26 protein-coding genes are annotated in these 24,894 nt (G+C 55.3%); 9 read left to right on the forward strand and 17 right to left on the reverse strand.

What is annotated here, in order from left to right; all coding sequences use genetic code 11:
- Nucleotides 1–75 precede the first annotated feature (75 nt).
- Complete coding sequence (locus tag IPM27_00495) at nucleotides 76–843, forward strand: MBL fold metallo-hydrolase (GenBank protein ID MBK9160045.1); 768 nt, start codon at nucleotides 76–78, stop codon at nucleotides 841–843.
- A gap of 67 nt (nucleotides 844–910) precedes the next feature.
- Here IPM27_00495 and IPM27_00500 read toward each other — a convergent pair whose 3' ends face one another.
- The 3 genes from IPM27_00500 to IPM27_00510 all read right to left on the reverse strand — a co-directional run bounded on the left by IPM27_00500 (nucleotide 911) and on the right by IPM27_00510 (nucleotide 2,890).
- Nucleotides 911–1,114, reverse strand: a complete 204-nt coding sequence (locus IPM27_00500; GenBank protein ID MBK9160046.1) for a hypothetical protein — start codon at nucleotides 1,112–1,114, stop codon at nucleotides 911–913.
- 143 nt (nucleotides 1,115–1,257) lie between these two features.
- Nucleotides 1,258–1,749: a hypothetical protein gene (locus tag IPM27_00505; GenBank protein MBK9160047.1), complete on the reverse strand. Its 492-nt coding sequence runs from the start codon at nucleotides 1,747–1,749 to the stop codon at nucleotides 1,258–1,260.
- A gap of 16 nt (nucleotides 1,750–1,765) precedes the next feature.
- Complete coding sequence (locus tag IPM27_00510) at nucleotides 1,766–2,890, reverse strand: cupin domain-containing protein (protein ID MBK9160048.1); 1,125 nt, start codon at nucleotides 2,888–2,890, stop codon at nucleotides 1,766–1,768.
- 103 nt (nucleotides 2,891–2,993) lie between these two features.
- Here IPM27_00510 and IPM27_00515 point away from each other — a divergent pair, with 103 nt between their 5' ends.
- Together IPM27_00515 and IPM27_00520 are read left to right on the forward strand one after the other, a co-directional pair.
- The gene (locus IPM27_00515; protein ID MBK9160049.1) at nucleotides 2,994–3,473 is read left to right on the forward strand and encodes a peroxiredoxin; all 480 of its coding nucleotides are present in this window, start codon (nucleotides 2,994–2,996) and stop codon (nucleotides 3,471–3,473) included.
- On the forward strand, nucleotides 3,470–3,958 hold the full coding sequence (locus IPM27_00520; GenBank protein MBK9160050.1) for a peptidylprolyl isomerase: 489 nt from the start codon (nucleotides 3,470–3,472) through the stop codon (nucleotides 3,956–3,958). The genes IPM27_00515 and IPM27_00520 overlap by 4 nt, the downstream gene beginning before the upstream one ends.
- 127 nt (nucleotides 3,959–4,085) lie before the next feature.
- Here IPM27_00520 and IPM27_00525 read toward each other — a convergent pair whose 3' ends face one another.
- Entirely contained in the window at nucleotides 4,086–5,201 is a 1,116-nt protein-coding gene (locus IPM27_00525) for a hypothetical protein (protein MBK9160051.1), read from the reverse strand.
- 96 nt (nucleotides 5,202–5,297) lie between these two features.
- Here IPM27_00525 and ovoA point away from each other — a divergent pair, with 96 nt between their 5' ends.
- Both ovoA and IPM27_00535 read left to right on the forward strand, forming a co-directional pair.
- Nucleotides 5,298–7,421, forward strand: a complete 2,124-nt coding sequence (gene ovoA / locus IPM27_00530; GenBank protein ID MBK9160052.1) for a 5-histidylcysteine sulfoxide synthase — start codon at nucleotides 5,298–5,300, stop codon at nucleotides 7,419–7,421.
- Entirely contained in the window at nucleotides 7,418–8,587 is a 1,170-nt protein-coding gene (locus IPM27_00535; GenBank protein MBK9160053.1) for a pyridoxal phosphate-dependent aminotransferase, read from the forward strand. The genes ovoA and IPM27_00535 overlap by 4 nt, the downstream gene beginning before the upstream one ends.
- A gap of 71 nt (nucleotides 8,588–8,658) precedes the next feature.
- Here the strand turns inward: IPM27_00535 and IPM27_00540 are convergent, their stop codons facing one another.
- From IPM27_00540 to IPM27_00555, 4 genes are all read right to left on the reverse strand, one after another.
- Nucleotides 8,659–8,871, reverse strand: a complete 213-nt coding sequence (locus IPM27_00540) for a type II toxin-antitoxin system HicA family toxin (GenBank protein MBK9160054.1) — start codon at nucleotides 8,869–8,871, stop codon at nucleotides 8,659–8,661.
- Nucleotides 8,868–9,077 (reverse strand): type II toxin-antitoxin system HicB family antitoxin, encoded by a 210-nt coding sequence (locus IPM27_00545; GenBank protein MBK9160055.1) that lies wholly within the window; start codon nucleotides 9,075–9,077, stop codon nucleotides 8,868–8,870. The genes IPM27_00540 and IPM27_00545 overlap by 4 nt, the downstream gene beginning before the upstream one ends.
- 319 nt (nucleotides 9,078–9,396) lie before the next feature.
- Nucleotides 9,397–10,098 carry a hypothetical protein gene (locus tag IPM27_00550; protein MBK9160056.1) on the reverse strand — a complete coding sequence of 234 codons (702 nt, stop codon included), beginning with the start codon at nucleotides 10,096–10,098 and terminating at the stop codon, nucleotides 9,397–9,399.
- 1 nt (nucleotide 10,099) lies between these two features.
- Nucleotides 10,100–10,378, reverse strand: a complete 279-nt coding sequence (locus tag IPM27_00555) for a hypothetical protein (GenBank protein MBK9160057.1) — start codon at nucleotides 10,376–10,378, stop codon at nucleotides 10,100–10,102.
- 121 nt (nucleotides 10,379–10,499) lie between these two features.
- On the opposite strand from IPM27_00555, the gene IPM27_00560 reads away from it, so the two are divergent.
- Nucleotides 10,500–11,525: an IS110 family transposase gene (locus IPM27_00560; GenBank protein MBK9160058.1), complete on the forward strand. Its 1,026-nt coding sequence runs from the start codon at nucleotides 10,500–10,502 to the stop codon at nucleotides 11,523–11,525.
- A gap of 419 nt (nucleotides 11,526–11,944) precedes the next feature.
- On the opposite strand, the gene IPM27_00565 is transcribed toward IPM27_00560, so the two are convergent.
- The gene (locus IPM27_00565) at nucleotides 11,945–12,229 is read right to left on the reverse strand and encodes a hypothetical protein (GenBank protein ID MBK9160059.1); all 285 of its coding nucleotides are present in this window, start codon (nucleotides 12,227–12,229) and stop codon (nucleotides 11,945–11,947) included.
- A 464-nt stretch (nucleotides 12,230–12,693) separates the two neighbouring features.
- On the reverse strand, nucleotides 12,694–13,008 hold the full coding sequence (locus IPM27_00570) for a hypothetical protein (protein MBK9160060.1): 315 nt from the start codon (nucleotides 13,006–13,008) through the stop codon (nucleotides 12,694–12,696).
- 119 nt (nucleotides 13,009–13,127) lie between these two features.
- Here IPM27_00570 and IPM27_00575 point away from each other — a divergent pair, with 119 nt between their 5' ends.
- Complete coding sequence (locus IPM27_00575; protein MBK9160061.1) at nucleotides 13,128–14,153, forward strand: IS110 family transposase; 1,026 nt, start codon at nucleotides 13,128–13,130, stop codon at nucleotides 14,151–14,153.
- A gap of 312 nt (nucleotides 14,154–14,465) precedes the next feature.
- On the opposite strand, the gene IPM27_00580 is transcribed toward IPM27_00575, so the two are convergent.
- The 7 genes from IPM27_00580 to IPM27_00610 all read right to left on the reverse strand — a co-directional run bounded on the left by IPM27_00580 (nucleotide 14,466) and on the right by IPM27_00610 (nucleotide 23,547).
- On the reverse strand, nucleotides 14,466–14,837 hold the full coding sequence (locus IPM27_00580) for a hypothetical protein (protein ID MBK9160062.1): 372 nt from the start codon (nucleotides 14,835–14,837) through the stop codon (nucleotides 14,466–14,468).
- 125 nt (nucleotides 14,838–14,962) lie between these two features.
- On the reverse strand, nucleotides 14,963–15,580 hold the full coding sequence (locus tag IPM27_00585) for a formylglycine-generating enzyme family protein (protein ID MBK9160063.1): 618 nt from the start codon (nucleotides 15,578–15,580) through the stop codon (nucleotides 14,963–14,965).
- Between the two features lie 58 nt (nucleotides 15,581–15,638).
- Nucleotides 15,639–17,825, reverse strand: coding sequence for an ankyrin repeat domain-containing protein (locus tag IPM27_00590; GenBank protein ID MBK9160064.1), 2,187 nt, complete (start codon nucleotides 17,823–17,825; stop codon nucleotides 15,639–15,641).
- A 138-nt stretch (nucleotides 17,826–17,963) separates the two neighbouring features.
- On the reverse strand, nucleotides 17,964–21,254 hold the full coding sequence (locus tag IPM27_00595) for a DUF262 domain-containing protein (protein MBK9160065.1): 3,291 nt from the start codon (nucleotides 21,252–21,254) through the stop codon (nucleotides 17,964–17,966).
- A 97-nt stretch (nucleotides 21,255–21,351) separates the two neighbouring features.
- Complete coding sequence (locus IPM27_00600; GenBank protein ID MBK9160066.1) at nucleotides 21,352–21,594, reverse strand: hypothetical protein; 243 nt, start codon at nucleotides 21,592–21,594, stop codon at nucleotides 21,352–21,354.
- Between the two features lie 778 nt (nucleotides 21,595–22,372).
- Nucleotides 22,373–23,011 (reverse strand): DUF1109 domain-containing protein, encoded by a 639-nt coding sequence (locus IPM27_00605; GenBank protein ID MBK9160067.1) that lies wholly within the window; start codon nucleotides 23,009–23,011, stop codon nucleotides 22,373–22,375.
- Nucleotides 23,008–23,547, reverse strand: a complete 540-nt coding sequence (locus IPM27_00610; GenBank protein MBK9160068.1) for a sigma-70 family RNA polymerase sigma factor — start codon at nucleotides 23,545–23,547, stop codon at nucleotides 23,008–23,010. Before IPM27_00610 ends, IPM27_00605 begins: the two co-directional genes overlap by 4 nt.
- Nucleotides 23,548–23,647: 100 nt before the next feature.
- On the opposite strand from IPM27_00610, the gene IPM27_00615 reads away from it, so the two are divergent.
- Nucleotides 23,648–24,004, forward strand: a complete 357-nt coding sequence (locus IPM27_00615) for a hypothetical protein (protein ID MBK9160069.1) — start codon at nucleotides 23,648–23,650, stop codon at nucleotides 24,002–24,004.
- 401 nt (nucleotides 24,005–24,405) lie between these two features.
- Nucleotides 24,406–24,894: a peptide-methionine (R)-S-oxide reductase MsrB gene (msrB, locus tag IPM27_00620; protein MBK9160070.1), complete on the forward strand. Its 489-nt coding sequence runs from the start codon at nucleotides 24,406–24,408 to the stop codon at nucleotides 24,892–24,894.

Raw genomic sequence — 24,894 nt, forward strand, 5'->3', positions numbered from 1 at the left:
GTGCTGCCAGCACTGTCTGCGTCGTTTGCTCCTCGCCGCCTTGTTTGACCGTCGAAATGGAATTGGAATAAGTACATGAGGTTCGCTTCACTGGGCAGCGGTAGCGAAGGCAACGCCTTGCTGGTCGGCGCCGGACGGACGCTGGTGTTGCTGGATTGCGGCTTCGGCTTGCGGGATACGACGCTGCGCTTGGCGCGCCTGGGCGTTTCTCCGGAACAGTTGAGCGGTATCGTGGTCACCCACGAGCATGGCGACCACATCGGCGGTGTGGCGCGCCTGGCGCACAAGTTCAAGCTGCCAGTCTGGCTGACGCACGGCACCTTGCGGGTGCAGTCGAAAAGGTTGTCCGGACTTTCCCTCCTCCACGAGATCGATCCCCATCAGTCGTTCGCCGTCGGCGATGTGGAGGTTCAGCCCTATCCGGTGCCGCACGATGCCGCCGAGCCCGTGCAATTCGTGTTCGGCGACGGAGCGAGGCGGCTGGGCGTGTTGACCGATGCCGGTTGCGGCACGCCTTACATCGAAGCGACGCTGAACGGTTGTGATGCGCTGGTGCTGGAGTGCAACCACGACAGCGACATGCTGAGGAACGGCGAATATCACTATTCACTCAAGCAGCGCGTCGCCGGGCGTTTCGGTCATCTCAGCAATGACGAAGCAGCAGCCATCCTTGCCAGGCTTGATTCGACCCGCCTGCAGCACCTGGTCGCGGCGCATCTCAGCCGCAACAACAATCTGCCGGAACTGGTCGTGCAGGCTTTGTGCGGTGCGCTGGATTGTGAACGGGAATGGGTGGGGGTGGCGACGCAGGAGGAGGGCTTCGTCTGGCGCGAGATATTTTGACGCCTGGACGGGGAAAACAAAAAAGCCGACTTGCGTCGGCTTTTTTGTTGCTTGAAAAACCGGCCGCTTAGTGAGGCGCGTGTTCTTCGGCAGCAGCAGGAGCGGAAGCAGCAGCTTCAACAGCAGCAGGAGCGGAAGCAGCAGCTTCAACAGCAGGAGCAGCAGGTGCTTCAACGGCAGGAGCTTCAACAACAGGAGCTTCAGCAGCTTTTTCACCGCAAGCGGTCAGAGCCAGGGCCAACAGGGCAACAACGAGAGCAGAGCGTTTCATTTTTTCCTCGGGAAGATAATTAAGTTTCGATAAGTTTAAAAAGTCTATTAATACCCCCTTAAATTCAGGGGGGACCCGAATCAGAAGGCGGCGCATTCTAGCAAGTCCATACAGGAAAGCTAGGGGGTGGGCAACATTTATTTTTACAGGCCAATTTGTGTAGCAGAAACAGCTGGTTGCGATGACCCCCACATTTCCTGGAAACGCGCTTTCAGGGTGCGGGCGGCTTCCGGGTCGTGCTGCACAAGAATGCCGCGCGGATCGTCGAAATGAAATCGGCGCAGGCAATGTGCGTCGTCGGCGACGGCGAACGGCTCGGAGACCTGGCGCAGATGTTGCGGCGTCTGGTGGATGAACATGCTGCCGCTGAACTGGCGCAGCAACATCATCATGCGCGGGCAGCGCGTGGACAGGTAGTTCTTGTCGTGTGTCAGGACGAACAGCCGGTTGGCGGGACTGGACAGCAGGAAGTGGCGCAAGGTCTCGTAACGCGCTTCGCTGTTGAATCCCAGTCCGTCGTAGTCCTTTTCGAACAGGTACAGGTTGTGCTGAGCCAGCTGGCACAGCGTATCAAGGGCAGACGTGTAGTCTGCGATGCCGTCAAGGTGGGTGTGTTGCAGCGATTCGTCTGCCATGATGATCTCCCGGGGGTCAGGCAGGATGAATATAACCGTCCAGATACCACTGGTAAAGCATTTCAGCCAACGCGTCCGCGCATTCCGGCAAGGCGGGCAACTCGCGGTCGTCGGCCAGGCGGCGCAACTGCGGGTAAGCGGAATGATCCGGCTGGCAGGATTCGCCGTTCAGGAATATCCGGCCGGCGTGACACAGCATCTGGCTCTTCAGGTCGAGTCGCACGCCGCGCTTCTGGAGTGCCTGGCGGAATTTTGCCGGACTCAATGGACGCGCGGGCGCATCGAAGAAGATGTGTGGCTTGGGTTCGCTCAGGTAGCAACCGAGGAAGTTCGCGATGTCTTCCCTGTCCCAGCGCACCTGCTTGATCGCTTTTTCCACCTGGCGCAGCATCGCCTCGCTGATCTTCGATGGATGCTTCTGTGTTTTCAGGTCCGGGTCGGCATACATGCCGTCCACTTCGATGCGGTCCTGCAGATACACCAGGAACTGCTCCGCGAGCTCCTGATGGGACGGGGTGCGGAAGCCGATGGAATAGGTCATGCAATCGTCTTCGGCGATGCCGTTGTGCGCGCAGTGCGGCGGCAGGTACAGCATGTCGCCCGCCTCCAGCACCCACTCCTGTTCGATGCGGAAATCCTTCAGGATGCGCAGCGGCGCGCCTTCGACCAGCGTGCGGTCTTGCTGCGTGGAGATCTGCCAGCGCCGGTGTCCCATGCCCTGCAGCAGGAACACGTCATAGGCATCGAAGTGCGGCCCGACCCCGCCGCCCTTGGGCGCATAGCTCACCATCAGGTCGTCCAGGCGCGCATGCGGGATGAAGGAGAATCGTTTGATCAGTTCCGCCGCTTCCGGCAGGTGGTTGTTCACGCCCTGCACCAGCACCGTCCATCTGGTTTTACCCAGCCTGTCGAAATCCGCGCGTTCGAACGGCGAGTGGCGCAATTCGAATTTGCCGCGTTGCTGCGTCACCAGGCGCGATTGCACATCTTCCGTGCAGGCCAGGTCGATCAACTGGCGATGGTCGAGCAGGCCGTTGAAATCGGGGATCGCCTTGCGGATCAACAGCGGCTTCTTTTGCCAGTAATCGCGCAGGAATTCCTGGACGCTCATTCCCCCGAGCAGGGTCTTCAAAGGTTTCATCGTATGGATTATAGCCGTCCTGTGCAGCCGGCGCGATGGCGGCAAAAAATTTTATTGTCCGCCGGAAAAATGTTTAGAATGCAACCACAGGAGGGAAGCACAAATGCAGTCTGTTCAGCTCAGCGTCGGGATGGAAGCGCCGCACTTCGAATTGCCGGATGCCGACATGGAGACTTTTGCGCTGACTTCATTGCAGGGCAGGAATAACATCGTGCTTTATTTCTACCCGAGGGACGATACGCCGGGCTGCACGATGGAAGCCAATGAATTCAGCGACCTCGAGGAGGAGTTCGCCAAGTTCGATACCGTGGTGATCGGCATCAGCCGCGACGATTGCCTGAGCCATGCCTCGTTCCGCGACAAGTACGGGCTGTCGGTGCTGCTGCTTTCCGATCCCGACGCGCGCATCTGCAAGCGTTACGGAGTGATGTACGAGAAGGAAGTGGACGGGCACAGGAAACATGCCATCCAGCGTTCCACTTTCGTGATCGACAAGCAGGGCAAGTTGCGCCATGTCATGTACGGCGTCCACGCACATGGACATGCGCAGGAAGTGTTCAATCTGATAAAGGAACTTAAATGAAGATCGAAAAGGATACCGTGGTATCGCTACGCTACGAATTGTTCGACGATGGCGGCGAACTGCTCGAAAAGGTGGAGGACCCGGTCAGCTACCTGCACGGCGGCTATGACGGCATCTTCCCGCTGGTCGAAGAAGCGCTGCACGGCAAGCGGACCGGCGACCACTGCAAGGTGACCATGGAACCCGAGGATGGGTTCGGTGAATATGACCACGAACTGGTCGAAGTCGAACCGCGCAGCTCATTCCCCAGGGAGGTGACGGTCGGCATGCAGTTCGAAGGCGGCCCCGAGAATTCGGAAGAGGATGATTTCATGCTCTACACCGTCGTGGAAGTGACCGACGACGAAGTGACCGTGGACGGCAACCACCCGCTGGCCGGCAAGACGCTGGTCTTCAACTGCACTGTCACCAGCGTGCGCCCCGCCACCGAAGAGGAGATCGAGCACGGGCATGTGCACGACTCGGAAAACGGGCACATGCACTAAAACCCCTGTAAAACTGCTGCGCTCGACGGGGCGTCGTTGCACAAGACCCCGGAATGCTCATGTACCGGATGTACATTCCGCTTCCTTGCCCTTGTGCGCCTGGCCCGGTCGTCGCTCGCGACGTTTTTCAGTGGTTTTTGGCTGTATGGGGCGAGTTCCGCGCACCAAACTGAGCATCCAGTCTTTCAGCCAGCCATTCCGCCGCCTGGACCGCACCTGCCGGGGTGACCGGTCGCAGCCCAGGTTCGCGCCAGAGGCTTTCCAGTCCGTCGGCGAGATCGCCCGATTCAAGTGCCTGTCGCGAGACTTCGCGGCACGTGCCGTTCTGTTGCAGCCATTCGATCAGCGCCGGCGATTCCGGCCAGTCGGCGCGGCTGACATACAGCACCGGCACACCGCTGCAGGGCGATTCCACGAAACTGCCGTAACCCGGTTTGCACAGCAGCGCATCGCTGCTGGCGAGCAGGTCGCTGAAACCCAGCGGCAGCGATTCCAGCACGACCGCATCGGGATGCGTCACCTGCCAGTTCGCCTGCACCAGCCAGCGCACGCCGTCGATGCGCGGCCAGTCCTCCATCGGCAGGCGGCTGGCGATCCCGCCCAAGCTGACCAGCACCAGTTTCTCCTGCTTCGATAATTTCAGATGCCGGTTCAATTCATCGCGCCGGTTCTCGCCGATGTCCGCGATGGGTGCGACCGGAATGAGATTGGGTAACGTCTCCATCGCCATGCCCGGCGTCGCGCGCAGGAAAGCGTCGGCGTTCGCATAGCAGGCCTGCATCTGCGCGGCGATGTCGTCATCGCCGCAGTAGTGGCGATAGATGTCCGCCCAGTTCAGCGAACATAGCGCGGTATTCGGGATGTCAGCCAACTGCGCGCCGGCCAGCGGCAGGTAGCCGACGTTGGAGAACACCGCATCCGCGCCGAGCTCGCGCAGCAGGCGCGCCTCGTCCGCGACACGCCTGTCCCAGTCCGCATGGAAGGCGCGATATGCGGCACGGCTCTCGTTCGCCAGCACATCGATCGCCGAGGACATCGCCATGCCGATGTCGCCTTCGCTGGGCAGGTGGTCGAACGGCACACGGATGCGCGAACGCAGGTGCGCGAGCGACACCGCGGAACGCACCGTGAGGCGCAACTGCGGCATGCGTTCATAAAGCGCGTTGAGGACCGGCGCAGCCTGTGCGACATGGCCGAAGCCGTGGCCGGAGATGCTGACGACGAGATGCGGGATGTGTGTCATGAGACGGATCGTTTATTTATCGCGATTATTCCACACCGTGCAAGAACAAAGTTATTCGCTGTTAAAATCCGGCACAGACAGTCAACGAGGTAACGCATGCAGAACCGTCCATTTGCGAGGACTCCGATGCTGAGCGGCAACGACGCGGAAGCGTCGCGCCGCGAGATACGCGAATATTTCCTGTCGACTTTCGATCGCTACGAGCAACTGTTCGAGTTGCTGTCCGGCGAGCAGGCCTGGTTCAGGAAACCGATCCCGCTGCGCCATCCGCTGATCTTTTACTTCGGCCACACTGCGACGTTCTTCATCAACAAGCTGGTGCTGGCCGGGCTGGTGCAGGAGCGCATCGACCCGCGCCTCGAAGCGATGTTCGCGGTGGGCGTGGACGAGATGAGCTGGGACGATCTCGACGACGCCAACTACGACTGGCCGGAAGTCGACGAAGTGAGAGCGTACCGCAACAAGGTGCGCGCGACCGTCGACAACCTGATCCGCGCCGCGCCGCTGGCGATGCCGATCGGTTGGGACCATCCGTGGTGGACCATCCTGATGGGCATCGAGCACGAGCGCATCCATCTGGAGACCTCTTCCGTGCTGATCCGCCAGCACGCGCTTGAATATGTCAGGCCGCATCCGGACTGGCAGCCCTGCCGCGAATCCTGCCGTGAGCCCGATGACGCGCCGCAGAACCGTCTCGTGCCGATACCGGCAGGCGAAGTCAGGCTGAGCAACGAAAGACCGACGGCCCGTTACGGCTGGGACAACGAGTTCGGTTCGCACGAGGCGAGCATTCCGGCGTTCCAGGCCAGCCGCTATCTGGTCAGCAACCGCGAATTCCTCGGTTTCGTCGAAGCGGGCGGCTATGCGGATGCGACGCATTGGGAAAAAGAAGGATGGGACTGGAAGAGCTATAAACATGCTGCGCATCCCACCTTCTGGATCAAACAGGGCGACGACTGGAAACTGCGCCTGATGACCGGGGAAGTGCCGATGCCGTGGGACTGGCCGGTCGAAGTGAACTATCACGAGGCCAAGGCATTTTGTAACTGGAAGAAGTCCGTCACCGGGCAGCCTGTGCGCCTGCCCGGCGAGGACGAGTGGTACCGTTTGTACGACTTTGCCGGTGTGGACGAGGTGCCATCCGACCGACCTGCCGCAGCCAACCTCCATCTCGATCATTACGCATCGTCGTGTCCGGTGGATACGTTCCGGCATGGCGAGCTTTACGACGTGGTCGGCAACGTCTGGCAATGGACCGAGACGCCGATCTATCCGTTCGACGGTTTCGAGGTGCATCCGCTGTACGACGATTTCACCACGCCGACCTTCGACGGGCGGCACAATCTGATCAAAGGCGGCTCGTGGATATCGTGCGGCAACGAAACGCTGCGCAGCGCGCGCTATGCGTTCCGCCGCCATTTCTTCCAGCATGCCGGATTCCGTTATGTGGTCGCCGATGCGCCCGCCGCCGAAGTCGCATCGCATTACGAGACCGACAAGATGCTCTCCGAATATGCCGAGTTCCATTACGGTGACAGCTATTTCGGCGTGGCCAACTTCCCGCAGGCGCTCGCCGACATCGCGATCCGCGCGATGGGCGACCGGCCGGCACGCAGCGCACTCGACCTGGGCTGCGCATCGGGACGCGCCACGTTCGAACTGGCGCGGCATTTCGACCGCGTCACCGGCGTTGACTTCTCCGCGCGCTTCATCGGCGCGGGCGTGCAACTCGCCGAACACGGCGTGCTGCGCTACACGCTGGCCGACGAGGGCGAACTGGTCAGCTACAGGGAACGCAAACTTTCCGACCTGGAGCTGGACAGGGTGAGGCACAAGGTCGAGTTCTTCCAGGGCGACGCCTGCAACCTCAAGCCGGTGTTCGCCGGTTACGACCTGATCCTCGCCGCCAACCTGATCGACCGCCTGTACAGCCCGGCAAGATTCCTCTCCACCGTGTATGAGCGGCTCAACCCCGGCGGCATCCTGCTGATCGCGTCGCCCTGTACCTGGCTGGAGGAACACACCCGGCGCGAGGAATGGCTGGGCGGGTTCAAGAAGAATGCCGAGAACTTCACCACGCTGGACGGGCTGAAGGAAATACTGGGCGCGCACTTCCGCATGATCGGAGAACCCGTGGACGTGCCGTTCGTGATCCGCGAGACGCGCCGCAAATTCCAGCACAGCCTGTCGCAGGTCACGCTGTGGGAGCGCGTCGCGTGAGCATCGACTTCGACCGCGACGTCCCGCGCGGCGGCACCGCCTCGCTCAAGCATGACGGGCGCGCCGCGTATTTCGGCACGCCGGACGTGTTGCCGATGTGGGTGGCCGACATGGATTTCGCCGCGCCGGAAGCGGTGACGCGCGCGCTGGCCGAACGCGCCGCGCATCCGGTGTATGGTTACACCCTCCATCCGGACAGTCTGTACGACGCGCTGATCGCCTGGCTGGAAAAGCGCCACGGCTGGACCGTGCCGCGCGAGTGGGTCATGATGGCGCCCGGCGTGGTGCCCTCGCTGTTCGCGACCGTGCTGGCCTGCACGCGGCAGGGTGAGGGCGTCATCGTCCAGCCGCCGGTCTACTACCCGTTCTTCTCGGCGGTCACCACCAACCAGCGCCGTCTGGTGCAGAACGAATTGCGGCTGGAAGCGGGACGCTACCGCATCGACTTCGAACATCTGGAACAGTGCGCCGCAGACGGCGCGCGCCTGCTGCTGCTGTGCTCGCCGCACAACCCGGTCGGGCGCGTGTGGGACAGGACGGAACTGGAAGAACTGTTGCGCATCGCGCGTCGCCACGACATGACCATATTGTCGGACGAGATCCACGCCGATCTGGTCTATCCCGGCGAGCGGCACACCGTACTCGCCACGCTGGCGGACGACCCGGGCAGGATCATCACCGCCATCGCGCCGAGCAAGACCTTCAACATCCCCGGCCTCGGCCTGTCCTGCCTGATCGTGTCCGATGCCGAACGGCGCAACGCGCTGAAACAGGTCTTCGAGAGTTTGCATGTCGGCAACTACAACCCGTTCAGCATCGCCGCGTTCGAGGCCGCCTATCGCGGCGGTGAAGAATGGCTGGACAGCCTGCTGCCCTACCTGCGCGACACCCGCGATTACGTTGCCGGATTCGTCGGCGAACATCTGCCGGGGATTAGCGTCATCCCGTCGGAAGGGACTTACCTGCTGTGGCTGGATTGTCGGGCGTTAGGGATGGCCGATAAACAACTGCGCGAATTCTTCGTGCAGCAGGCCAAAGTCGGGATGAATCCCGGCACCGTGTTCGGCAACGGCGGCAGCGGCTTCATGCGGCTGAACATCGCGTCGCCGCGCCATGTCGTCGCCGACGCGCTGCAGCGCATCTCGAACGCGCTGGTGAAACGCTGACATGACTGAAAATCAAATCGACTCCGGTACCTTTGGTATTTGCGGAGTCCGGGTTGAATGTCGGGTTGGGTCTAAAGGTCACTTGGAGATAGGCCAGTATGCTTTGCTATGCGCGCCAACATTTTCGGGCCTATCTCGTCGCCATCATGGAAGGCGAAAACAAAATCAGGCCAATCATTACGGATAAGTGTTTTGTGCGAACCGGATTGTCGCTTGATCTGCCAGCCAAGCCGAAGCAGCGCAGCAAGAAGGCGCTTGGCTTTAACCGACGGCCATTGGCTCATGCTGCAATCGGCAGGGAAATATTTATAGGAAAAGGACGGCTTTCGCTGTGCTCAAGCCGTTCCGCAATTACGCGAAGTGCGAGAACCTCAGCTTTTGATACGGCTTCCAGTGAGGTTGCGCCGTAAGCAAGGACACCAGGCAACTCCATGACCTCCGCCAACCAGCGACCGTCAGACTCTTGTTCCTGTTCTATGGTGAAATTCATCTTGTCCTCCTGTTCAATTTGCGAACGGCCTGATTTTACTCCGAAATACCTGCTCCCCACCAACGTTTGAATTCACCGGACTTGCGAGATTAAAGGGATCCGAGATTAAAGCGATTAAAGGGGGGTAGCTCATGCTGACCCCTTTGATTGGTAGGGCAGCCATTTATACATCCCCTTTCCCTGCACTAAACTTTTCGGCTGCCCTCTAGCTGTCTATCTCGACCAACGTCTGAATTGAGGGGCAGCCCGCTTTTGGGCTGTCCCTCTCGAATGATGGGTTGGGCCTCGGGCGACTAACCATGACAAATACGCTTGGGCGTCACTCATTTTCGAAGTCGCCCTTTTCCGATGGATACAATTGACCTCCACGGCTGTTGTACCTCCTGGTAGGCAGTTCATCGGCGATCACAGCCCAGCCATTGAATTCCTCTTGAAGCTCTATCTGCGCGTCATGCAAAGGAAGAACTGCTATCCCATTGGCCTTGGAAACTGAGATCGCGGCGATAATTTTGAAGCCAAGATCAACCCAATAATCGTGTATCTCCAAAGCATTCTCACCCATCGGCCCTTCACGTGACAAAAAGTAGCCGCGCCCGTTATCGAGCCGAACAAAAGTGTGAATGCGTGATCTGCTCCCATTTATGCCAGAAATCCATCGACCATAAATTTTTTCATCGCCCTTAGTCAATCCAAGTGATATCGCATATTGAGGAGGAATTGTGATTTTCGTCTTAGGGTCATTCCAATGGTTGGCGAGCTTTTTGAGTTGGATTTCTGTAAAAGGCGAAGTGGCTGGTTTTGACTGAGTCGTGCTGTATTTCGATACAGTCGGCTTGGGTACTTCATCAGCTAATCCCGGCTGTACGGAAACCACGATAGAAACAAATGTGATTATGAGAATGGTGAAAATGACATTGGTTTTATTTTTCAATTTGTCTTCCGACTTTAAGTATTGGGCCCAACGTAAAAGTGAGGGGCTGCGCGCTTTTGCGCAGTCCCTCTCGACTGCCGGGTTAGGCATATCAATACTCATGAAAACGAGCAAATGCACTTAAGAAGCCCAGTAGTGCGAAGAACCACCCTCCCAACCAAAGCGTAATGCCAAACACAACCGGATTTAATGTTGGGCGTTGGAGAAAGGCAAGCAACAGATCAAAGGATGTAGTGCGTATGGGATCTCTATTGAAAAGTTCGCGATAGAACTCAGCCCCCTTACGTGTAGCAATCTTGCCCGCATAAATCATGAAGCTTCCAAGGCATCCAACTGCAACAGAACCGCTAAAAGTATCAAGTAGCGCCATATATGCCTAACGAATGAAAGGGACTTCCCCGTCCCGAGGCAGCGGAGAAGTTTCCGCAGACGGCAACGAGTGCCATGATGGAATTCTGATCATTTCATCAACACCACGAAAGGGGAAGTCCATGAACATTATCACCGTAGGAATCGATCTCGCCAAGAACGTATTTGCCGTGCACGGCGTAGATGATAACGGCAAGCCAGTATTGGTCAAACCGAAAGTTTCACGCGCGGACTTGTTACCGCTGATCGCACAACTGCCACCCTGCCTGATCGGCATGGAAGCGTGTTCCGGTGCGCACCACTGGGCGCGGCTGTTCCGGCAACACGGACACACCGTCAAACTGATGGCCCCGAAGTTCGTTGCGCCCTACCGCATGACAGGCCGGCGCGGCAAGAACGATGCGGCAGATGCCGCAGCGATCTGCGAAGCCGTCACGCGCCCGGCCATGCTGTTTGTCCCGATCAAAGAAGAACACCAACAGATCATCCTGTGTCTGCACCGCACCCGACAGGGATTCGTCGAAGAACGCACCGCCAGCTACAACCGCCTGCGCGGCCTCATCGCCGAGTTCGGCATCGTCCTGCCGCAAAAAGTGGCCTGCCTGCGCCGCGAGATCGGCGCGCATCTGGAAGACCTGCCGGGCTACGCCAACCGTTGCGTAGCCGACCTGCTCACCCATGCCGACCGGCTGGATGAACGCATTGCCGAATACGACCGCGCCATCGCCCAGGCCGCACGCGATGACGAACGCAGCAAGCGCCTGATGAAACTCCCCGGCATTGGCCCAACCACCGCCAGCGCCTTGCTCGCCAGCATGGGCAGTGGACACGACTTCAACAGCGGACGCCAGGTGGCGGCATGGATCGGCCTTGTGCCCGGCCAATACAGCAGTGGCGGCAAGGCGCGCCTCGGACGCATCACCAAAGCCGGCGACAACTACCTGCGCAGCCTGCTCGTCATGGGCGCACGCGCCGTGCTCAACAGCCTCGGCGACAAACAGGATCGTTTCAGCCGCTGGGCCAGATCATTGCAGGAACGGCGCGGCTACTGGCGTGCGGTGATCGCAATCGCGGCGAAGAATGCGAGGCTGGCGTGGGCGGTGCTGAGGTACGGCGAAGATTTCAAACTGGAACCGGGCACGGTCTGAACAAAAAAACAAAACCGTCTGCCAGAAAGAAGAAACCTGAAAGGACAGAAGCGCCGCCGTGCGGCGACAAGGAATCACCGATGCACTGCCAGCGTTGATGTGAAGCGGGTTGGACCCGCGCCGGGAGAGCCTGGTTAGCTTCATGGGGAGAAGTTAAACCCGACTAACGATTGAGGCCCCGGCGCGCGTCTTTCATCAGGGTCCGGGCGATAGCCCAACATGACCGTTTGTAGTTTAGCAGTCCTTCACCTTCTCGCACGATGCAAGCAGCGCGAATTGAAACGAAACGGAGAATGGCAATGAAATAGAAAATCAAAACCGCTTGAGAATTTGGGGAAGCCCTTGTAGTAAAAGTAAGGGGCGGCGCGCTTTTGCGCCGTCCCTCTTGACTGCAAGGTTAGGGTTTTTTATTCGGAGAGTCATGATATGAAAAGCGAAATTATTTGGTCTTTAATTCCAACTGCTATTGCTATAACAGCGATAATTGTTGCCCACATCGCCCAACGCTCTGCGTTGCGGGCAATGGAAAGATTAGCCGCCGAAGAAGCCTCTTGCCGTGCCAACATTTTAGCCGCAAGCCAATGGTTAATTTCCTCGCGCACTTCGGAACCAGGGCGACCAAGCCTTCCTTCGCCCTTTGCCATTTCAGCGAGTACGCCCTCAACACCGAGCTTTTCTAATAGTGCTAAATCGTTGGAATCCATTGGTAACCCTAACGAATATAGTTAAGCGGCACCCCCGCAGTGCGGGGCAGTGCGATGCCAACATGATTTGTGGTTGGCAGCGCCCGCACCAGTGGGGCGTAGCCGTGAGCAAAGCGAACGGTGTCCGCTTGAACGAACGTTCGGCGGGAGAGGGGGCGGCTTGTATATGGAAAGAGCAGTAAAGCGGGCATTACCAATTCCCTTCCAGAAAATTCGCGATGATTTTATTCAAGGCCGCGAAGCGTTGGCTCGACTGTCCGACATCAAAGCTCGCTTTATGCGGCAGTGCGAACATCGCTTCGCACGCTATCACAATTACTGCAGTTCATGAATCTGGGCGGCTTGTGTTACCACCAATCCTGTTTCCTCCCGCTTGCTACGCCGCAACCTATCCAGCTGAACGTGAAGGTAAGGGGCTGCGCTTTAGCGCAGTCCCAGCCCGAAGGGCGAACTTGACCGCAGGGTTATGCCGCACTCTTGGATAGCTTCCAATAAAACCAAAGGTAGTACCCTCCGATGATAGTGCCAATAGGGAAGGAAAATAAGAACAACACAGAAATCGGCAAACAAACCCAGTGCGCCCTGCGAAAATTTCCCAATAGTGAAACTCCGGCTGCAAGAAATGGAATGATTGCAACAATGCCAATTAGGTAGAAAGAACTGCCTACTGTTTGCTCAATGCTCTCAGAGCTATTTTTCCAAGTCAGCGCAAGAAGCACTAAGAGGATTACTCCAAGGCCGAAGTAAATGTTGCCGATTATTTTTCTATGCTTGTCCATAGGCATAACGAATGAAAGGGACTTCCCCGTCCCGAGGCAGCGGAGAAGTTTCCGCAGACGGCAACGAGTGCCATGATGGAATTCTGATCATTTCATCAACACCACGAAAGGGGAAGTCCATGAACATTATCACCGTAGGAATCGATCTCGCCAAGAACGTATTTGCCGTGCACGGCGTAGATGATAACGGCAAGCCAGTATTGGTCAAACCGAAAGTTTCACGCGCGGACTTGTTACCGCTGATCGCACAACTGCCACCCTGCCTGATCGGCATGGAAGCGTGTTCCGGTGCGCACCACTGGGCGCGGCTGTTCCGGCAACACGGACACACCGTCAAACTGATGGCCCCGAAGTTCGTTGCGCCCTACCGCATGACAGGCCGGCGCGGCAAGAACGATGCGGCAGATGCCGCAGCGATCTGCGAAGCCGTCACGCGCCCGGCCATGCTGTTTGTCCCGATCAAAGAAGAACACCAACAGATCATCCTGTGTCTGCACCGCACCCGACAGGGATTCGTCGAAGAACGCACCGCCAGCTACAACCGCCTGCGCGGCCTCATCGCCGAGTTCGGCATCGTCCTGCCGCAAAAAGTGGCCTGCCTGCGCCGCGAGATCGGCGCGCATCTGGAAGACCTGCCGGGCTACGCCAACCGTTGCGTAGCCGACCTGCTCACCCATGCCGACCGGCTGGATGAACGCATTGCCGAATACGACCGCGCCATCGCCCAGGCCGCACGCGATGACGAACGCAGCAAGCGCCTGATGAAACTCCCCGGCATTGGCCCAACCACCGCCAGCGCCTTGCTCGCCAGCATGGGCAGTGGACACGACTTCAACAGCGGACGCCAGGTGGCGGCATGGATCGGCCTTGTGCCCGGCCAATACAGCAGTGGCGGCAAGGCGCGCCTCGGACGCATCACCAAAGCCGGCGACAACTACCTGCGCAGCCTGCTCGTCATGGGCGCACGCGCCGTGCTCAACAGCCTCGGCGACAAACAGGATCGTTTCAGCCGCTGGGCCAGATCATTGCAGGAACGGCGCGGCTACTGGCGTGCGGTGATCGCAATCGCGGCGAAGAATGCGAGGCTGGCGTGGGCGGTGCTGAGGTACGGCGAAGATTTCAAACTGGAACCGGGCACGGTCTGAACAAAAAAACAAAACCGTCTGCCAGAAAGAAGAAACCTGAAAGGACAGAAGCGCCGCCGTGCGGCGACAAGGAATCACCGATGCACTGCCAGCGTTGATGTGAAGCGGGTTGGACCCGCGCCGGGAGAGCCTGGTTAGCTTCATGGGGAGAAGTTAAACCCGACTAACGATTGAGGCCCCGGCGCGCGTCTTTCATCAGGGTCCGGGCGATAGCCCAACATGACCGTTTGTAGTTTAGCAGTCCTTCACCTTCTCGCACGATGCAAGCAGCGCGAATTGAAACGAAACGGAGAATGGCAATGAAATAGAAAATCAAAACCGCTTGAGAATTTGGGGAAGCCCTTGTAGTGGAGCTAAGGGGCTGCGCGCTTTTGCGCAGTCCCGCTTGAGCGTAGGGTTAGATTGCGGGTTGAAAACTTTCTCATGCCAGTACATCTTTGGGCTGGCAAACCAAGCCTCGTTATTGCTGTTACGGAACTGCGCCAATTGCGCCATAGGAATGTTGTACCGCCAAAAAAGTGCGAGAAGATCGCGCAAGGCTGCCTCAGAGACTCGGCGAGACCGAACAACAAGGGTGTCCTGTTCCCATCCGATGACGCATGAAATTTCCCGCGCCCACTCGAACAAATGCTTTTCGTCTAGTTGCGAACCGAAGCGAACACCTGAACAGTTGAGGTAGATCATGAGCAATCTAACGTAAAATTGAGGGGCTCGCCGCGCTTCTCGGCGAGTCCCGCTCGAATGCCGGGTTGGGCATCGCTGCTGCAAAATAGGCGGCCTGAAAACATTCATAACCTACTTTGCTTCGCTCAGGGGAGTGTTCTGGCCAAGCGAAAACCATAAAAGCCAACTCGGTTGACAGTATTGGCGACATAGCGCGTTGTAACTAGCATGTACTGTGGATCGTTGTACCACGACCCGCCACGAAGCACACTATTACCACACTTACTGTCAGAACAGTCTTGCATCCATTCCCACACATTTCCGCTCATATCATACAAACCATAACCATTGGCTTGCTTCAACCCTACGGGGTGCGTGTTGCTATCACTGTTGCCTTTGTACCAAGCCACCGTGTCGATATTGGCACTGCCGCAGAATTCACTCTGATTCCCACCGTAGCAGGCATACTCCCACTCAATTTCCGTCGGTAATCGGTATCGCTTATTGGTACTTGCATTAAGCTTCTTAATGAAATCCTGTACGTCGTTCCAACTCACACTATCTACCGGGCAATTATCTCCACATTTCTTCATGCTTGGATTGTTGCCCATTAAATCGCGCCATTCCCTCTGAGTTACCTCATATTTTCCAATCTCAAAGTCGCGCCCCGGGATTCGCACCATGACTGGCTCTGCGTTCAAAGCCAAAACTGGCCATGACGCCGCCACACATATCACTCCTACTGCAAAGAACCAGCGTTTCATTTTTTCTTTCCTTATGTAGAGAAACCAACGTTCAGTTACTAAGTGCCCAACGTGGAGCTCAGGGGCGCGCCGCTTGCGGCGCGTCCCTTGGAGCGCTTTGTTGGGCCGACTTGCGGCAACGATTAACAAACTCGGTATTCATTGCTTGAATTTGCGGAGCTGCCAGCCTGGCTTTTTGCTCTAAATCATCTTTCTCGGCAACAAGTTTAGTTTTCAGATCGCGAAAGCCAGAGTAAACCTGTTCAAGCTGCTTATCGTCCTCTTTCGATTTAATTCTGTCGTGAAATGGATTCGGTGTTTTTTTGTCCCATTCCAATACGCGATCCAATATCCGACTAAGGTTCGAGACATCCTGAAATGCATAATTGTTAATAGCCGCCCCCATGGTCATCATCATTACCGATAGAAGTTGCCCCCGGTCACCTTTCTCAAAGACAAGTTGATATCGAACACGTAACTGAGCAGCGTAGAACCAGAATACCGCGTCATCCTTTTTTCCATTCAGAAATAGAACGAAGGCTGGGCTGAATAGCTCTAATGGCTCCTTTAGCATGCTTGGGCTTTTTATAAGTTCATCGGCTGCGGCTACTGCGATTTTTGGATCGCAGGATTCCAGTTTTTCCTTCACTGTTTTTGGTGATTCATCAATAATTTTATTGACAGCTTTTTCCAGGCTATCACCTTGAGAAGCTTCCAATGGGTTTTTCTCTAACTGGTCAAGCAAAGTGAGAATTTGCTGTTTATCTCGTGAGTCATATATTTTGCTGGCAACATTTTTCAGGCTTGCCCAGTCATGCTTGATTCCGATGTTGTTTTCAAGTGAAACCAGGGCTCCGATCATAAGGAGTTCTCGATTTATTGTTTTACCCCAACTCGCTCTAGTCATTGAGTACATGAGGGGCGTGTGCCCCATATTGTTGGTTGCGGTCAGATCGGCGCCATGAGCGATCAGTATTTTTATCAACAAAATGCTATTTGCATTCGCCGCGAGATGAAGCGGGGTGTTTCCGCTTGCATCACGAGCATGAACATCTGCTCCGGATGCTATTAGTACGCCAGCTGTTTCGGCTAGGCTCTTGCATTGCTCTTTCCATACCCCTTCTGGATCATCACAGCCTGCCCCATCGACAAGCTCGTGCAGCGCAGTTCTTTTGTTGGGACCATATTTGATATTCAAGTCGGCACCATGACGAGCCAGTAGAGAAATCATTTCCTTGTAGTCAGCTTTCTTTATTGATTCTTTAAACCGATGCCATATAGCCCCATCCAATGGTGGTCTGCCAAATTCACCTCTAATGTTTACGTCTGCACCTGAGGCAATAAGCAATTTGGTGATTTCCATACTGTTATTTTCTACTGCTACATGAAGCATTGATTCCTTGCCCACTTGGATGTTTTTTATCTTGCTTCGAGCAGTCAGCCACTTAAGTAAGTCCTGATTGGGCGCGGGAAGATAAGCCAATGCCGAATAGCAGGCATCAAAATCTGGACTAATTCCCTTGGCGCTAAAAAATTCCAGGACATCAAGACTTCCTGCGCGACAAGCACTCTGGGTCATTTTCGGAATTTCTTGAGGAGGCAGACTTGCGCCATGATCAAGCAGCATCTTGAGAATTTCAGCGTTACCTTTATAAGAGGCACCAATCAAAATTGCGGTTTGCCCTTGAGAGTCTGGACGATTTACATCGGCGCCATGCTCAATAAGCCATTTGACCGCCTGCGTTCTCCCATAAAGCGCAGCACCTTGTAGTGGAGTTCGCTTGAACATGTTGTTCTGATCGTTGATATCAGCGCCATGTTTGAGAAGCAATTCAGCAGTATTTAGGGATTCTGAATTAATAGCTGCATGCATTGGGGAGTTGTATGCGCAGGCAGCACCATGAATATCTACACCCAGTGATATTAGCAGCTCGGTCATTTCAGCATTGCTTATCGAAAAACAGACGACTCCCCTTTCTTTTATATCCGCGCCATACTTGACCAAGCTTTCTACGATATGCCTGTTAGTTTTACTAACAGCAATTTTTAGAGGACTCATGAATTGATTTTTGTGTCCCCTCGAGTTTGGGTTTATTTTCTTTGAAAGAATCTCATCAACATGAACCTCATCACCCTTTTCGATTGCCTCAATTAACAGATCACCGTCAGCAGTTGGCTTAAGTATTTCGTCAGCAATGCCCGGTTGTATGGCGACTACTAAAGAAAATAATGCTGTTAGTAGGAGCTTATTGATCTCTTTAGGCATGTAATTCCCTGAGTAAATTGCCAAGTTTGCCATCGACGCTTCGAAAGTGCGGTGCCCAACGTAAAAGTGAGGGGCTGCGCGCTTTTGCGCAGTCCCTCTCGACTGCCGGGTTGGGCTTTTCTGGTATCGCACAGAACCTCAACCGGAAACCCCCTTCTTTCGATTACATATCATGTGGGTTACCTGAAGGTTTTCATGGCCGTCTGCTCCTTGAGCGGCGAGTGACACAATGTGGTCACCCTCAGAATCGTCATGTATAGAGAGGTACTCCCCGCAAAGCGGGCACTTGTTGCCTTGGCGGCGGATCATGTCGCGCTTCTCTTGAATTGACAGTTTCAATTTGCGATCCTCGGTCGCATACTTCTTCCGGAAATTTTCAACGCGGGCAAGGAAATCGGTCGTATCGCCATCTTCGTCAGCGGATTCTTCCCGCATAAGTTGGAATAGGCTGTCCACGTCCCCACGTATTTCCGCTCGCCTGCGAACCAATACCTCTTTACCTAGATCGTATGTGATGTACCAAAGGGCGTAGAAGTCCTTTAGCTTCCTCACGTAGTAACGTGTTCCGGCCACATTGAACAGACGGGTCAGTTGCGCATTCAGATACTCTTCAACATTCTCAACATGTTCGGCATCTTCATCAATCAAGAGTGTTCGTATCTTACGAATGAAGCTATCCGTTCTCTTGAGCGCTTCGATGACATCTGCTTTTGTTTCCGGTAAAGCTGTTGCATTGTCGAGTACGCGAGTTATCGCTGTCTTTTGCTTAACGCGCACATTTATTCCAGAGCTCCTTCGAAAGACATCGATCACACTTTCCAGAGGCGCTCTGTTTCCGTTGCGTGCGACTTGAGTAAAAGCAAGATACGACAGGAGCGTTACAAGCTCTTCATTCCTCATGCGATCATTCTGTCGGGTTATGTAGAACCAATTGCCACAGTTCGATACCGTCTTTTTGATGAGATCAATAATCTCTTTATCAACATAGGAGTTCCACATCTCAAAGGTGTTCTCCTTGATCGGATATGGGCGGCTATTTAAGCGTATGAATAGGTCAACCGGGCTAAATCCTGGATTAAACCGCTCTTCGATGGCGATGACTGATAATCCAAAATCCCAAATACGTTCCTGTTGTGACGGATCGAGCTCACCAAATGACTTGCCATTCAAATGGTCAAGGATACGAAGTCGACTTAGTGGAAAACCATTTTTCTCTGAGAAAACCTGATCGTTGTTTTCGTTTAAAAACGGTTGGCCTAAGAAGCCGAGGATAGAAAGAATGCGCTGTTGTCCATCAATAACCTCAGACACGCCGTCATTGCGACGAAATACGTAAAGGGGCGGAAGTTTGATTCCCAGGAGAATGCTTTCAATAATGCCACTGGATTTTGCTCGGTTGATTACCTCTCCTCGTTGATACGAGGGGCGGAGCATAAATCTGCTTCGCTTAATGTCCTTACAAATATCCTCAACATTGAGCGACGTTGGGTCTTGCTTTTCAATCCGCGAAAATACTTGCGTATCACTGTCTTCGACAGCAGGTGCAGTCTCAGGTTGGCCGACTTGTTTACGTTGCCTTAGATAGCTCCCAAGCGTTAGTCCAAATTCCCGTTCAATAAAACCTGCGATGGTCGAGTAACGGTGCAAGAACTGACCGTATAAAAACTGCCCTTCGCCTGGGGCATACGCCAGTTCGTTCTGTGCATATAGCTCTATCAGTTTACTCGCGACACCTTCGTCAAGAAGACGATTAGCCCCCTTTCCTTCACGTTCCATTATTGCCGCTGCCCAATACATGACTTCGTTCCAGAATCTGCTCACGCCCCATCCAGCCTCCAGCAATCGTGCACGAAGTTTGTCTACCAGAGTCACATGCTTGAGAAATTCACGGTAAATCGCATGTGCGTCTTGGTTGTTCTCGCTGTACCACTCGTAAAACTTATGCAGCGATTCTTTCTTTCGGGTAGATAGAATAGGCATTTGCGCGCACACAAGAAGGAATCGCACTTCTTGCAATGCCTTTTCCAAGTTGGTCGGATTAGCCTCGGATGCCTCTGCGCTCCCCGTCAAAAACAGTGAACTGAAAATGCCGTATAGCGAAGAATTCTGCCTAAGTTTTTCTTTGATGAATTGGGTAGGTTCATCCTCAATGTAAATCGCCCGATCCACCTCGACCTGTTTCAAAGGTGTTATTCCCGAGTTATACCTACGAAATATTTCCTTCTTCAGCATGTCTTGAGGGCGTTCACCCACGGCATCGGAGTCGACAACGGCAAATTGGATCAAACGGAGTTTGGATTCGAAAAATGCTTCCTGATCTTGCGGGGTTAAGTCTTTAAATCGCAACTGTGCAAGGTCAAGCCGTACGCTGAGTCCCTTGGCGCTTAGTTGAAGTTGATTGTTCTGGAATCGAAGTAAGGTTTCAAAGCGCTGACGCCCGTCTATCACTTCAAAACCGTCACTCTTCTCGTAAAAAATCAGGGGGGGAACTTCGGTTCCGATTAGGACGCTTTCAATGAAGTAAGTCTGTTTCTCCGTATCCCATACGTAGTTTCTTTGGTAGTAAGGCTGGTAGTTGGTTTTTAGAACTAGCCTTGCGCTCAGAGCCGACTCGATTTTTTTAAGTTCAGGAGTGATTTTTACGCGCGAAGTCAGCAACGTCTGGATAGCACGGTAGTCGAACACCAACGTGTCTTCCGTATCGAAGTCGTATGTGGCTTCTGCGGCCTCTTGCTTTTCAAGTAGTGTCCGTTTCGAGCCTACCGCTCCCGAATCACGCGAACAGAGAGGGCAGTTGGACTTATTTACTGTCCGCATATTTATGGCGGTTTGCCACTCAAAAAGGCAGGTCTTGCACTTCCACCATACACGGTTGTGAGCCTTTGGCAACACATCGCGCGGAGTCATGTCTCCATTTTTTGTCGGATGCCATTCGGCAGCTACTTCAGGAAACATTGTCTCTAGTGAATTTTCGGTGGAAGCCCGCCTTCCGGTACAAAATGGACACCCCTTGTCACCACGTTTGGTGCGAACGAAGAGCATGGTATCCCATTCATGGCTGGGATCAACGCTGCACTGCCACCATATCCGTTCTTGGCTGGAGGGTGACAGTACTGCAGGATTTAAGTGCGCGTTCTTTGTGGGGTGCCACTCGCGCAATTGTTTAGGGTAAAGAGCCGCAAAAGTCTCATCGGGTAGGGTTCGTTGACCTACACAGAAAGGACAACCTTTGCCTTTTCGTGCGCGATTCCCAATCATCGCTTCCCATTCGTGGCGAGGATTAACAGTGCATCGCCACCAGACCTTTCGTGTGCTGCCAGCAGAAAATGAGTTTGGATCAAGACCTATGTTTCTCTCGGTATTCCACTCCTTAAGCAAGTCTGGTCGAAGCTCGGCGAATGGTGGTAGAGGTGATGGCGATGTTTTCATAGTTCAAAAAATCAAGAAACGATAGGTACAAGAGCCAAATGTGGAATTGAGGGGCGCCGCGCTTTTGCGCAGGTCTTCTCGTATGTAGGGTTGGGCATTAAAACAAACCGGTTGTTAAGCAGCGATGAAAACGGCCGTGACCACCAGCGCCGCTGTCAACAAGAGATACCCACACAGAACCACATTCAGAACATTGGGAAAAATTATGGGCTGTTTGGTCATGACCACGGCCAATGGCTGTACGTATTATCACGTCATCACCGATCGGCTTGGCTGTTTCTGGCAAAGCCTTTTCTGCCACGGCTTTTTTGCAGTATTCGCATGATCCTGTGCTTTTCATAATTTCCTCTTTAAGGCTTCAATGCCCAACGAATATAGTTAAGCGGCACCCCCGCAGTGCGGGGCAGTGCGATGCCAACATGATTTGTGGTTGGCAGCGCCCGCACCAGTGGGGCGTAGCCGTGAGCAAAGCGAACGGTGTCCGCTTGAACGAACGTTCGGCGGGAGAGGGGGCGGCTTGTATATGGAAAGAGCAGTAAAGCGGGCATTACCAATTCCCTTCCAGAAAATTCGCGATGATTTTATTCAAGGCCGCGAAGCGTTGGCTCGACTGTCCGACATCAAAGCTCGCTTTATGCGGCAGTGCGAACATCGCTTCGCACGCTATCACAATTACTGCAGTTCATGAATCTGGGCGGCTTGTGTTACCACCAATCCTGTTTCCTCCCGCTTGCTACGCCGCAACCTATCCAGCTGAACGTAAAGTAGACACCCTAAAAAATGCCGGGAAAGGCACCTTCGCGGTGTACAATCTGGCATCCACGCTGCAATGCCTTGTTTTCATTTGAGGTGAAATTATGGCAACCCCTAATTCTTCAGATAAAAGCACCACGCTTAAACCTCCAAAATTACTCGATCAGGTTCGCGATCAACTAAAGGTACCGGAGTCGAATTCTTTTCAGAATCATCGGAGCCGCGGTTTCGCAAATCTAATTCCCTGCGGATGGGAGTGTTTCAGAATTGTCTTGCATTAGCAATATGCCGAATGGCCTATATATTTCGCAGGCCAGCCATATCTTCCGGTGGTGGAGTTCGGGAAGGAATGTGGTGAGACTACCTCACCATTTCAGAACGTATTTCCCCGCTATCCACCCGAAAAACGCCACCCCCAGCATCGGCAGGTAGTGCCACTGGATGACGTGGATGATCGAGTCGTTGATTTCGTACAGTCGCAGCCAGATAGCGCCGACGCTGAATGCGGCCAGCAGCGCGATGCTGCCGGCCCAGTGCGGGTGCGTGCTGGCATAACCGCGCAGCAGGAAGAACACCCATGCGGCAGGCAGCAGCGACAGCAGCGTGATGTCCTGTGTGCATTCGATGCTGTGCACCGGAAGCGGTGCGGGCGGTACGTCGGCGCGCCAGGCGGATAGCAGCAGCAGGACGAACAGCGCGAACAGCGCCCCCGGCGCGAACGCCAGCCAGCGTTTCTGGTGCAGGTCGGGGAAGGCCAGCAATGCGGCGCTGATTGAGGTGGCGATGAAGACCAGCAGCAACAGGGCAAGCTCGGCGGCGAACCACGGCTGTTGCAGGGCTTGCGCCAGGTCGGGGCGCAGGCCGGAAAGCGACAGCGACACGGCCAGGTAGGCGAACGCCGCGGTTATCCATTTCAGGCCCAGCAGGTAGGGGTGAGGCGCGGGCGCGATCTTTTCCGCGTCGCCGGCCAGTTCCGTCACCAGTTGTTCGAGGTCTTTGCTCATCGTTCCAGTCTCTGTCTCAGTATCTTGTATGCGCGGTGCGCCGCAACCTTTACCGCGGATTCGCTCATGCCCATCTTCTGCGCTGTTTCCTTCGCCGTGTAGCCTTCCTGATGCATCAGCCGCAGGATGGTGGCCTGCTTTTCGGGGAGTTTTTCGACCTCCCCGCTGATGGATTCGTAACTGAGGGCTGATTCGGTTACATCTTCGTGCAGATCATTTTCCAGTTCGGCGATGTCCTGCGCATGGTGCAGGCGGTCAGCGTAGTGCGCGCGCAGGTGGTCGTGCAGGCGGAAGCGCGCGATGGCAAAGGCCCACGGCCGGTAGGGGCGCTGTCCGTCATAGGTATGGCGGGCCTTGTGGATGGAGATCAGGATCTCCTGCAGCACGTCGTCCACTTCGCTGCCGGAACCGAGGCGTCGCGACAGGAACGGCCTGAGCAGGCGCGCGGTCTCGCGCAGCAGTTCCGCGTAGGCCTGCCGGTCGCCTGCCAGCGACAGTCGCATCAGCGTTTCCAGGTTGCCGGTCTCATTCGTCATCGCATGTAACTTTTTCCGGGCTTGCCCCGAATCAATGGTTGCACGGGGCGGTCGGATTGTTCCGTGGCAATGATGCCATCTTTTTATACAGGAGACTCAAATGAACAGAATCTACACCCCCTTGATCGCCCTTTGTCTGGCTGCGTCCGGTGGCGCGGCACTGGCCATGGACGATATGGATCACGGCTCGATGTCCATGCAGAAGATGGAAAAGGGCAGCATGAAGAAGGATTCCATGGACAACGGCGCGATGGAAGGCGCCATGATGAAGAAGGATGAAATGAAGCAGGACAAGATGGATAAGGGCATGAAGGAAAAGAAGCACGACATGAAGAAGAAGCACAAGCAGGAGAAGATGATGGAGAAGGACAAGATGATGGAGAAAGAGAAGGCGATGGAGAAGGAAAAGATGATGGAGCACGACAAGATGGAAAAGCGCCCCATGCAGCGAATGTAATTGAGGATGCGAGGATTACACGGCAGTCATAAATTATGGAAACGCTGAACAAGTCTGTTTTCGTTGTTCCCGCGAAAGCGGGAACCCGGTCGAATCAATAAGCTGGATTCCCGCTTTGCGAGCCGCCGCTACGCGGCTTGCCTGCTTACCCCTTTGCGCGGGAATGACGACTTGATCAGCGCATCCTTAAAGCTGCAAAAGATTGATGCTTAAGTGTAGGAGCCCGATTTATCGGGCGATTTCAAGATTGGCTATCGCCCGATAAATCGGGCTCCTACAACGGCGCTTTGCTTGAGCGGTGATTTCGAGTGGCGGCACCAACGATGCGCTCGCCAAGTAACTTTTTCGCGGCCGCATCCGAATCAACAGTCAGGAACACGATCACACGCGGAGCGAACATCATGGACAGACGCACATTCATCACACTGGTAGCCGGCGGCGCAGGCCTGATGCTGTTGCCCGGTCTCGGGCGCAGCGCGTTTGCGGCACAACGCGGCGACAGACTGGTTCTGAGCGACGCGGAATGGAAGCAGCGGCTGACACCGCAGCAATACGGCATCCTGCGCCAGGCAGGGACCGAGCGCGCGTTCACCAGCGCACTGGACAAGGAGAAGCGCAGCGGCATGTTCCATTGCATCGGCTGCGACCAGCCGCTGTTCCCGTCGCGCTTCAAGTTCGACAGCGGCACCGGTTGGCCCAGCTTCTACGATGTGCTGCCCGGCGCGGTCGAGACCAGCACCGACTACAAGCTGATCTATCCGCGTACCGAGTATCACTGCTCGCGTTGTGGTGGTCATCACGGCCACGTGTTCGAGGACGGACCGCAGCCGACCGGTCTCCGCTATTGCAACAACGGCGCGGTGTTGAGGTTCGTGCCGGAGAAAGCTTGA

This window comes from Nitrosomonadales bacterium, from assembly GCA_016716325.1.
Lineage (GTDB): Bacteria > Pseudomonadota > Gammaproteobacteria > Burkholderiales > Gallionellaceae > Gallionella.